The 9748-nt window shown below is 44.4% G+C and carries 13 protein-coding genes and 6 tRNA genes; all 19 read right to left on the bottom strand.

All coding sequences use genetic code 11. From position 1 onward, the window contains the following. Position 1: 1 nt before the first annotated feature. Positions 2-77 (bottom strand) — tRNA-Lys (locus ACH6CZ_RS13610). Between the two features lie 7 nt (positions 78-84). Beyond that, positions 85-159 (bottom strand) — tRNA-Gln (locus tag ACH6CZ_RS13605). Positions 160-168: 9 nt separating this feature from the next. Then, a tRNA-Asp gene (locus ACH6CZ_RS13600) sits at positions 169-244 on the bottom strand. A 31-nt stretch (positions 245-275) separates the two neighbouring features. Next, positions 276-350 (bottom strand) — tRNA-Glu (locus ACH6CZ_RS13595). 6 nt (positions 351-356) lie between these two features. Then, a tRNA-Ser gene (locus tag ACH6CZ_RS13590) sits at positions 357-447 on the bottom strand. Between the two features lie 7 nt (positions 448-454). After that, positions 455-529: transfer RNA gene (locus tag ACH6CZ_RS13585), tRNA-Asn, on the bottom strand. Between the two features lie 299 nt (positions 530-828). After that, positions 829-1302, bottom strand: a complete 474-nt coding sequence (locus tag ACH6CZ_RS13580; protein WP_374098002.1) for a SprT family protein — start codon at positions 1300-1302, stop codon at positions 829-831. Positions 1303-1318: 16 nt separating this feature from the next. Beyond that, positions 1319-1732: a hypothetical protein gene (locus ACH6CZ_RS13575; RefSeq protein WP_374098001.1), complete on the bottom strand. Its 414-nt coding sequence runs from the start codon at positions 1730-1732 to the stop codon at positions 1319-1321. A 15-nt stretch (positions 1733-1747) separates the two neighbouring features. Further along, the gene (locus tag ACH6CZ_RS13570; protein ID WP_374098000.1) at positions 1748-3919 is read right to left on the bottom strand and encodes a Tex family protein; all 2172 of its coding nucleotides are present in this window, start codon (positions 3917-3919) and stop codon (positions 1748-1750) included. A gap of 92 nt (positions 3920-4011) precedes the next feature. Beyond that, positions 4012-4605: a PP2C family serine/threonine-protein phosphatase gene (locus ACH6CZ_RS13565; RefSeq protein WP_374097999.1), complete on the bottom strand. Its 594-nt coding sequence runs from the start codon at positions 4603-4605 to the stop codon at positions 4012-4014. Further along, complete coding sequence (gene sigB / locus ACH6CZ_RS13560; protein ID WP_374097998.1) at positions 4605-5399, bottom strand: RNA polymerase sigma factor SigB; 795 nt, start codon at positions 5397-5399, stop codon at positions 4605-4607. Before sigB ends, ACH6CZ_RS13565 begins: the two co-directional genes overlap by 1 nt. Continuing rightward, a complete protein-coding gene (rsbW, locus tag ACH6CZ_RS13555; protein ID WP_374098009.1) occupies positions 5377-5847 on the bottom strand; it encodes an anti-sigma B factor RsbW in 471 nt (156 codons plus the stop codon). The genes sigB and rsbW overlap by 23 nt, the downstream gene beginning before the upstream one ends. Next, positions 5847-6182 (bottom strand): anti-sigma factor antagonist, encoded by a 336-nt coding sequence (locus tag ACH6CZ_RS13550; protein ID WP_374097997.1) that lies wholly within the window; start codon positions 6180-6182, stop codon positions 5847-5849. The genes rsbW and ACH6CZ_RS13550 overlap by 1 nt, the downstream gene beginning before the upstream one ends. Before the next feature lie 121 nt (positions 6183-6303). Beyond that, positions 6304-7314, bottom strand: a complete 1011-nt coding sequence (locus ACH6CZ_RS13545; protein WP_374097996.1) for a PP2C family protein-serine/threonine phosphatase — start codon at positions 7312-7314, stop codon at positions 6304-6306. 16 nt (positions 7315-7330) lie between these two features. Then, positions 7331-7732: an anti-sigma regulatory factor gene (locus ACH6CZ_RS13540; protein ID WP_039807354.1), complete on the bottom strand. Its 402-nt coding sequence runs from the start codon at positions 7730-7732 to the stop codon at positions 7331-7333. 4 nt (positions 7733-7736) lie between these two features. Continuing rightward, complete coding sequence (locus ACH6CZ_RS13535) at positions 7737-8093, bottom strand: STAS domain-containing protein (protein WP_039807352.1); 357 nt, start codon at positions 8091-8093, stop codon at positions 7737-7739. A gap of 3 nt (positions 8094-8096) precedes the next feature. Next, positions 8097-8924: an STAS domain-containing protein gene (locus ACH6CZ_RS13530; protein WP_374097995.1), complete on the bottom strand. Its 828-nt coding sequence runs from the start codon at positions 8922-8924 to the stop codon at positions 8097-8099. A gap of 113 nt (positions 8925-9037) precedes the next feature. Continuing rightward, on the bottom strand, positions 9038-9388 hold the full coding sequence (locus ACH6CZ_RS13525) for a type II toxin-antitoxin system PemK/MazF family toxin (protein ID WP_039807348.1): 351 nt from the start codon (positions 9386-9388) through the stop codon (positions 9038-9040). A gap of 4 nt (positions 9389-9392) precedes the next feature. Next, positions 9393-9674 carry a CopG family ribbon-helix-helix protein gene (locus ACH6CZ_RS13520; RefSeq protein ID WP_039807347.1) on the bottom strand — a complete coding sequence of 94 codons (282 nt, stop codon included), beginning with the start codon at positions 9672-9674 and terminating at the stop codon, positions 9393-9395. Between the last annotated feature and the right edge of the window lie 74 nt (positions 9675-9748).

Here is a 9748-nt window from a genome sequence, read left to right as displayed (position 1 = left end):
ATGGTGAGCCATGAAGGACTCGAACCTTCGACCCTCTGATTAAAAGTCAGATGCTCTACCAACTGAGCTAATGGCTCTAAAAAATGGCTGGGCTAGCTGGATTCGAACCAACGCATGACGGAGTCAAAGTCCGTTGCCTTACCGCTTGGCTATAGCCCAATACTTAAATGGCGGTCCCGACCGGGATCGAACCGGCGATCTCCTGCGTGACAGGCAGGCATGTTAACCGCTACACCACGGGACCAGAGTGAAACTATGTATTTATCAAAATTAAGTGGTGACCCGTACGGGATTCGAACCCGTGTTACCGCCGTGAAAGGGCGGTGTCTTAACCACTTGACCAACGGGCCATGTTCTGGCGGAGAAGGAGGGATTTGAACCCTCGCGCCGCTTACGCGACCTACACCCTTAGCAGGGGCGCCTCTTCAGCCACTTGAGTACTTCCCCATAAAAATGGCTCCACAGGTAGGACTCGAACCTACGACCGATCGGTTAACAGCCGATTGCTCTACCACTGAGCTACTGTGGAACGATGTAATTAAGTTGTTTGCAGCAAGCCTTTATGTAAGTGTTTCTCTTGGCGTCTCTCTTGCCGACGTTTAATATCATAACAGACATTCAAAACAAAAGTCAATTGTTTTTATAAAATAATTTTAAAAAACAATTTTTCGTGTATGCCGTCCGCTTTAAAGGCTAGTGAATGTAATTTACCACATTTCAAAGGTGATGTCAAAAGCAATCCCTGCTTTTAAAAAAGAAATCTATCCCCCTCTTATCCGTCAATGAAAAAAGCTGCCGGAAGTCTGTTTCACTTCCGGCAGCCATTCATTAAGCAAGTGACTGATCTACACCCAGAAAGGTCAGCCTGCCACTGCACTTCCCGCAGCGGTACTTGCTTGTATCAAACCTTCTCTTCCGGTGATAAAGCTGACCGCAGTCTTTACATTCATACACTTTATTGCGTGGAAGCTGTCTTTTCTTTTGTGACAGCAGCGGTGTACAGAACCTCGGCGCTCCTACTGCTTTGATCAGTTCCCTGAAGTCACGGTCGCGGTGCTGATATCCTCTTCCTTCTATATGAAGGTGGTAATGCGCGAGTTCGTGCTTAATGATGCCAACGAGCTCTGCGTAACCATGTTCATCAAAGTACTTTTTATTAATTTCGATATGGTGGCTGACAAGAAGGTACCTCCCGCCTGTCGTTCTGAGCCGTCCGTTAAAATACGCCTGGTGCTGAAACTTCTTCCCAAAAGATTCGAGGGAGATCTGTTCAGTTAATTTTTGCAGTTCTTCGTTAGTCATTACAGAGCACCTCCTTTTAGATGAAAAGGAAGATGATTGCGATCAGTGGCATTGAAGTAATTAACTGCATACTGATCAGGGAGAATGAACGGACCTGACCTTTTGCTTCAGTCGGCACTTCCTGTCTCATTCTCATCAAGACCTGCATGACGCCAAATATAGCTGCACCAATAATGATGATAAGCGGAATGACTGGCAGTCCTGTATCCGGTCTTTCCATTAGTGCATATACAAGCACAATCACAGCAAGCGGAACAAGCTCAATGATCATCGTTGAAAAGAAGAAGCGTGTGAGTAAAGTTTGCACTGTCATCCCTTCATCACCGCGTCCCTCGGCAGTTTTGATGATTGACCCGAGGTGGGCGATATAGTTAAATGTGATACCCAGCGTTGCAACAGCAGCTGCTATGGCAATAATGTAGTAAGCCAATTTCATTCCTCCAATTTAGTTTGTCTGATCTACAGGCGGAAGCATAGTAAGTGCGATTCTGCCTTTTTTCGCATCAACCTGTTCAATCCATACGGTCACGACGTCACCAAGCGCTACGACATCTAGCGGATGCTTGACGAACCCTTTTTTCAGCTTGGAAATATGAACAAGTCCATCCTGTTTAACGCCGATATCAACAAAGGCGCCGAAGTCCACTACATTTCGCACAGTTCCCTGCAGCTCCATGCCTGGCTTCAGGTCTTCCATTTTTAACACATCCTTTTTCAGGATTGGTTTATCAAGCTCATCACGCGGGTCACGGCCAGGGCGGATCAACGCTTCAATGATATCTTTCATTGTGTGGAGGCCGATACCTGTATCTGCTGACCATTGCTCAGGCGTTTTCTGAATGATTGCCTGCTTCAGTTCCTCTGAACCGATTGACTTCAGGTCAAACCCTGCCTGTTTGATCATTTTTTCTACACCCTGATAATTCTCAGGGTGAATGGCTGTGCGGTCGAGCGGATTTTCTCCTTCTGCGATTCGGAGGAAGCCGATGCACTGTTCGTACGTTTTCGCACCTAGGCGCGGAATTTTCTTCAGCTGTTTGCGGTTACTGAACTTCCCTGCTTCTTCACGTGCTTTAACGATGTTTTGCGCAACGGTTTTAGAGAGCCCGGCTACATATTGCAGCAGTGATGGTGAAGCGGTATTTACATTAACACCGACTTTGTTTACTGCTGTTTCAACGACGAATGTCAGGGATTCATTAAGCTTTTTCTGTGAAACGTCATGCTGATACTGACCGACACCGACTGATTTCGGATCGATTTTTACGAGTTCAGCAAGCGGGTCCTGGAGACGTCTTGCGATTGACACCGCACTTCTTTCTTCTACCTGTAGATCCGGGAACTCTTCACGCGCTATATCAGATGCCGAATAGACACTCGCGCCAGCTTCATTCACGATCAGATAATACACTTCCTGATCAATCTCCTGAAGTTGGTCTGCCACGAATTGTTCTGTTTCACGTGAAGCTGTCCCATTTCCGATTGCTACAAGTTCAATACCAAAGTCTTTTACGACTTTTTTAAATGTAGCAGCTGCTTTGGACGGATCTTTTGTTGTGTGCGGATAGATGACGCCGATATAAAGCATCTTTCCTGTCTCGTCAACGACTGCGAGCTTACAGCCTGTACGGTATGCCGGGTCAACGCCGAGCACTTTTTTCCCTTTAAGCGGCGCCTGAAGAAGCAGGTTTTTCAGGTTCTCAGAAAAAATATGAATGGCCTGGTTTTCTGCTTTCTCTGTTAACTCGTTTCTGATCTCTCTTTCAATAGAAGGAAGAACCAATCGTTTATAGCTGTCTTCAATCGCTTCAGCAACCTCTCCTGCTGATACAGACTGAGGATATTTCACATGCTTACGCTTTAATTCAGAGAGAATTCGCTCCTGGTCCGGCTGAATCGATACGCGAAGTACTTCTTCCTTTTCGCCCCGGTTCAGTGCAAGTGTACGGTGAGGAACGATTTTCGATACGGGTTCTTCATACTCGTAGTACATTTCGAAAATTCCTTTTTCATCAAGCTCTGCTTTTTTTACAACAGAACTGATTTTCCCGTTTCTGAATGTCTGATTTCTTATGTACTCACGGATTTTCGCATCATCTGCCAGCATTTCAGCAATGATGTCTCTTGCACCTGACAGCGCTTCTTCTGTATTCGGTACTTCTTTCTCATCAGATACAAATTCAGCAGCTTTCTCTTCCACATTGCCGGACTTCGGGAATGATAACAGCCATTTCGCGAGTGGCTCAAGCCCTTTTTCTTTCGCTTTTGTGGCACGCGTTCTTCGTTTTTGCTTGTAAGGACGGTAGAGGTCTTCTACTGCCTGCAGTTTGTCTGCTTTTATAATGGATTGCTTCAGTTCATCAGTCAGCTTGCCCTGGTCTTCAATCAGGCGAAGCACTTCTTCTTTTCTTGGTTCAAGGTTTTGCAGGTAAGTCCAGCTGTCTGAGATGTTTTTGATCTGAACCTCATCAAGCGCACCTGTCATTTCTTTTCTGTATCGTGCAATAAAAGGCACTGTATTCCCTTCATCTAAAAGCTGAATGACTTTCTCAACTTTTGCGGCATCAATTGAGATGTTTGCTGCCAGACGGGTGATCTGTTGTTTATGCTGTTCCATCCGATTCACTGCCTTTCTATTATCAGTTCCGGGATTAATTGTACCACATGGTCACCTGGTGATCATTTTCCACAAAAAAAGAAGACTCCTTTTTAAGGCAGCCTCCCAATGATAAATGTTGTATCGTCGCTATCTGAGACAATTGAATCCAGATAGGTTGAAATATAGTCAATTGAACGCCCTGACTGTAGCAGTGGTCGTACACGTGTGATCTGAAGTCCGTCTGAATGAATAAGGAAAGATGCGCCTTCTTCATACTGAAAGCTTTGTGTCTTATACTGCTGCGGTCGACCGGAAAGGTATCCGGTTACCGGCAGTGGATAAGTAAGTTTCCCTGCTTCTGAGTAAAAATAAAAGCGTATATTTCCAACACAGCTGTATGTAACCGTCTGGGCTACATAGTGGATTTTAACAATCGCTACTGCTGCACCTCTCTTTTTTGCAACGGCCTGATTTGCTCTTTCCATCAGCTGATCTACATCTTCATTCATATTCTCTTCAACTGCAGCGCACACCGCCTGGGAAGCTTCATGGGCATATTTCCCGCTCCCGAGACCGTCTGCAACTACACAGATGAAAAAATCGTCAGTTGAGGTGAAAAAGTAGCTGTCACCGCAATCCTGTCGACCGTTTTTCGCATACTGTCCAGCGTGCACTGTAACTAAACTGTGGTCAAGCACTTCCATCAAGTAAAGTCACCATCTTGTGCATTTTCTTCCTGGATTGCGTCACGCAGCTTTTTGATGGCTCTTCTCTGCAGTCTGGACACATGCATTTGAGAAATCCCCAGCATATCACCCGCGTCTTTTTGACTCATATTTTCAAGATACGTATATTGTATAATTTGTTTCTCTCTATCACTCAGTACATGAAGTACTTTTTCAAGTACCATTCGCTGATCTGTTTTTTCATAGTTATCATCCATGCTGCCGACAATATCAAGCAGTGTAACTGTACTGCCGTCAGAGTCCGCTTCGATTGAGTGATCCACCGAAAGCGCCTGATAACTTTTACCCATCTCCATCGCTTCCAGAATTTCTTCCTCTGACACTTCAAGATGCTTCGCAATCTCGCTTACCTTTGGAGAACGCTGCAAATCGGTTGTCAGTTCTTCAACTGTTGCTTTGATTTTTGGTCCAAGTTCCTTGATTCTTCTTGGCACATGAACACTCCACGTTTTATCACGTAAGAAACGTTTGATCTCCCCAATAATCGTCGGAATGGCAAAAGCCTCAAAGCTTTTTCCAAAAGTATCATCATAGCGTCGGATTGCACCCAGCAGACCGATCATGCCGACCTGCGCGATATCCTCGTGATATGATTTTCCTTTTGAATACTTTCGTGCAATGGACTCAACAAGATTTTTATAATGAACGACCAACTTGTGCTGCGCGTCGTCATCCTGCGTTTCCTGATAGGCTTTGATCCATTTTAGTACTTCTTCTTTACTTGGTTGATTAGGTTGAGACAGTTTCCGCATCCCTCTCCACCTGCTCTTCCTCAATGTACTTTGTCATGAAGACCGTTACACCCTCTTTTTGACTGATCTTCACGTCATCCATCAGGCTTTCGATCAGGTAAAGACCAAGCCCCCCTTCACGGAGCATGTCGACCTGTGAACCCTCATTGTAAGGTCCAACTTCTTCTTTTACTTTAATAAAATCAAAGCTTGAGCCATGGTCAGCAACGATTACTTCAAGGCGATCCTCATAAAGCGCGAATCCGACAACAACTTCACCCTCATCGTTTTCCTTATAAGCATGCTGTACTGCATTCGTGATCGCTTCACTCGTTGCAATTTTCAGATCTTCAATGTCGTCATATGTGAAGCCCATGCGGCTGGCAACACCTGAGATTGTCAAGCGGATTACACCAACATACTGAGCTTTGGCGGGAATCTTCATTTCAATATAATCAAATGGTTTCATCATTCCATTCCACCTTTTACTTCGGGATTAATATCCATGATGTCTGCAAGTCCAGTGATGTCGAAAAGGCGCTTCAGGCGATCTGAAAGACCAACAAGCTGAAGATGTCCGCCGTTTGCTTTAATCCCTTTGAACAATCCAACAAAAACACCGATGCCAGTACTGTCCATATAACTTACTTCTGACAGGTCTGCTACTACTTTCATGCCTTCCTGTTTTGATAACGGTTCCGTTTTTTCTCTCAGGACAGGTGCAGTATACGCATCAATTTCACCGGCAATTTCCAATTTCGTGAAATCTTTTGTTTGCTCTGTTATATCAACTTTTATATTCATGTTAGTTCCACCTTTTTTCTAGTGTCCAGTGCAGCCAATAGCCGTCACTTTCTCAGAATCTCCGTAAGACGTACTTGTAAACTACCCTAACTTCAAGCTGTTAAACTTCATTCACTCAAAACTATTTTGTTCTTTTTAAAATAATGATCGTAAAATCATCTCTCAGCTGAAAATGCTGCAGGCGTTCCAGATCACGGAATATCTTATTGACAATTTCCTGCGGCGGAAGTTCGATATATTCGTTTATATAAGAAATTAACGTTTCCCGCTCGATAAACCCTTCATCTGTTCGGCATTCCGTTACACCGTCTGACATCAGGATGACCATATCGCCTATTTCAACAGTCTGTTCATAGCGCTTATATTTTGCGTTTTTATCTACACCAAGAAGAAGACCTCTTGCTTCAAGGTCCAAAAATTCCTTATCTTTATAGCGGTAGAAAAATCCAGGTTCATGACCTGCTGAGGCAAAATGGAGAATATTGCTGCGCAATTCATACATACCATAAAACATCGTGATGAACATCGAATCATCTACGTTTTGCTCAACGACTCTGTTCAGGCTTTCAAGTACAGCGCTTGGGTCTTTCCTGTATTCAGGAAGGCTGTCCATCGCATACTTGATCATGGACATACAGAGTGCCGCAGGTATTCCTTTTCCGATGACATCAGCAATGGCGACGTTTACTGAATGATCGCCATCATGAACAAAGTGGTAATAGTCGCCGTTCATCTGTTTGGCAGGTACACTGAGTGCCCCGATTTCAAGACCATCCACTGTCGGAACTAATGTACCAAGCAGTGTGTCCTGAACGTTCGAGGCAATTTCCATCTCATTCTTCAATTCTTTTTGCGTATCAAGTAAACTCTGATGCTCCCTGAAAGCAAAACCGTAAGCAGTCATGACTTCAAGCAGAATATCAAAAGAATGCCAGACTTCTGGGGAGAGGTCAGGCATTAACTGTTGCATTGCGCTTTTCTGAAGGCTGATGACTTCTTCAGGCGGCACCTTTTTTTCAAGTGCAGTCCGGCTGAATTGCTGAGCAGCATACAGAGCCTGCTCAGACTGATTGTTCATGTATTCCTGTAAAATTTTACTATATTGTGCTTCAAGTGTTTCCTGTTTATTCATTCGTCAAATGCCCCTCCTATCGGAGCCATTTCGTTGCACGGATGTCTGTACCCTCACCCGGGTTAGAGTCAATGTTAAAGTCGTCCATCAATCTTCTCACACCCGGCAGGCCAGCACCCAGACCCCCTGAAGTTGAAAAACCATCTTCCATTACTTTTCTGATATCTGGAATACCCGGACCTTTGTCCAGCGCGATAATCCGAAGCCCTGCTTTACCATTTTCATTCAGCCGGTCAATACATAACTGACCTTCTCCTGCATAAAGGTAAATATTTCTCGCAAGCTCACTAATGGCTGTCGTAATTCTCGCCTGATCCACGGTTCCAAATCCCAGCTCTTTGGCTACATTTCTACCGAGCTGACGTGCAGCTACGATATCCCATTCATTCAGAATGGATACACAGGATTGGATTTCCATATGATCAGTCCCCCAATTCCTGTTGAAGTTTCTCTAAACCTTTTTCCAGATCAAGAGCCGTCATGACATCATCAAGTCTGATGCCAAGCTCAATCAGCGTAATCGCAACTGCGGGCTGGATCCCTGTGATCACCACTTTTGCACCCATTAATCTTGACATATTAATCACATCACCAAGCACTTTCGCGATAAATGAATCGATAAAATCAATTGATGTGATATCAATCACGACTCCACGCGCGTTGGTTTCGTGAATTCTTTTCAGCAAATCTTCCTGAAACTCAAGGGCAGTCTGATCATCCAGCTCCCATTGAATCGAAATTAATAGGCAATCGTTCAGTTTTAAAATAGGAATCCTCACTGCTTACCCCTCCAATTCCACTATTTTTCTGCCTGTCATCTCAAGTGCAAGTTCTACACCTTTTTTCATTGTGCTTGTTGTGATAAAACGATCCAGGTCAATGCCCAGATTTACGATCGTCTGGGCGATTTCAGGACGGATTCCAACAAGCATGCACTTCGCTCCGACAAGATGAACCGCTTCTGCTGCCTGAATAATGTGGTGGGCAACCATGGTGTCCACCACCGGCACGCCTGTAATGTCAATCAGCACGACCTCAGATCGGTGGCTGACCACGCCGTCAAGCAGATTTTCCATCACAAGTCTTGCACGCTCAGTGTCAATCGTGCCTACAAGCGGCATAACAGAGATCTGATCAACAACCGGAATTAATGGTGCTGACAGCTCCTGAAGCGCCATCTTCTGCAGTGATACAGTTTTCTCCCATGTTTCAGCGTACGTCTGGATGATTTCATTTGAAATCGGTGTCATCCACTTATCAAGAAGCTCCAGATAGTCGCCTTCACTCTCTTTATCTATACTTCCATATTGGACTAAGTTTTCCTGCACAGTATGTACAAATTCTCTCAATCCTTTAACAACAAGCGCAACCGGCCAGCCAAGTCTGACAACTTTATCAGAAAAGTTATTAAGTTTTTCTTTATATTCTCTCTCTTTGTCTTTCAGATTCAGAAGGATAATATCGAAAAACTCATTGCTTGTTGATTCAAATATGTGCTCGGGCATGACGTTAATGATCCGCTCTTCTGTATCATTGACCAGTCTTGCTTTCCAAGTGCCCTCTAGCTCTTCACGATGCTCTTCTATGTGTCCGGTTATCTTGTTATACAAAAAATTCACCTCTAACCCATCATTCTGTATTCGTACTTGTGTTCTATTATAGATGAGTGAAACTCATTGGTCTATTCATAAGAAAAAAACGCTCCAAAAAGAGCGTTTCCACATTAGAGGTCTACCAAGCCAAGGCTGATTTGAAGCGCCTCGTCTACCTTTTCCATCGTCTCGTCATCCAGATGGGTTATTTTATCTGTTAATCTTTGTTTGTCTAATGTTCTGATCTGTTCCAGTAAAATAACTGAATCACGTTCAAAGCCATTACGCTTTGAGCTGATCTCAACGTGGGTAGGAAGCTTGGCTTTTTGAATTTGTGCTGTTATCGCTGCGACCACTACTGTGGGACTAAACCGATTTCCGATGTCGTTTTGGATGATGAGAACGGGGCGGACTCCACCTTGCTCTGAACCGACAACGGGAGATAGGTCAGCAAAAAATACGTCTCCACGCTTTACTATCAAAGCGTTATCCTCCACTTACCAATCGTTCAATGGTATGGTCTGCTTCGTATTCTGCCTGAAGTGCTTCCGAAGCCATTGACAAGTTGATCTTCGCCATTTCCATATAGCCCCGGCGCATCGCATCCTGAGTTTGTTTACGGCGTCTGTCACGGACATAAGCTTTCGTTGCGCGATAAATGCAATCGCTGCAGCTTAATTCTTCCTGTTCGGCAAACGCTTCCAGTTCTGTAAGCAGTTGCTTTGGTAATCGTACCAAGATTTCTGATGTTGCGCTGGATTCCGACACAAACTACACCTCCACCATCATATGCATACCTATTTTTTGTCATTCAATTATTCTTTTGTTCATTCATCATTCAA

The sequence above is a fragment of the Jeotgalibacillus sp. JSM ZJ347 genome, from assembly GCF_044383825.1.
Taxonomy (GTDB): domain Bacteria; phylum Bacillota; class Bacilli; order Bacillales; family Jeotgalibacillaceae; genus Jeotgalibacillus.
This window is presented reverse-complemented; position numbering and strand designations above follow the sequence as displayed.

Bases quoted from the DNA above. Each gene is read 5' to 3' on its own strand.
- ACH6CZ_RS13580 (WP_374098002.1), bottom strand. From the start codon at position 1,302: ATGACTAACGAAGAACTGCAAAAATTAACTGAACAGATCTCCCTCGAA.
- ACH6CZ_RS13570 (WP_374098000.1), bottom strand. From the start codon at position 3,919: ATGGAACAGCATAAACAACAGATCACCCGTCTGGCAGCAAACATCTCA.
- ACH6CZ_RS13565 (WP_374097999.1), bottom strand. From the start codon at position 4,605: ATGGAAGTGCTTGACCACAGTTTAGTTACAGTGCACGCTGGACAGTAT.
- sigB (WP_374097998.1), bottom strand. From the start codon at position 5,399: ATGCGGAAACTGTCTCAACCTAATCAACCAAGTAAAGAAGAAGTACTA.
- rsbW (WP_374098009.1), bottom strand. From the start codon at position 5,847: ATGAAACCATTTGATTATATTGAAATGAAGATTCCCGCCAAAGCTCAG.
- ACH6CZ_RS13550 (WP_374097997.1), bottom strand. From the start codon at position 6,182: ATGAATATAAAAGTTGATATAACAGAGCAAACAAAAGATTTCACGAAA.
- ACH6CZ_RS13545 (WP_374097996.1), bottom strand. From the start codon at position 7,314: ATGAATAAACAGGAAACACTTGAAGCACAATATAGTAAAATTTTACAG.
- ACH6CZ_RS13540 (WP_039807354.1), bottom strand. From the start codon at position 7,732: ATGGAAATCCAATCCTGTGTATCCATTCTGAATGAATGGGATATCGTA.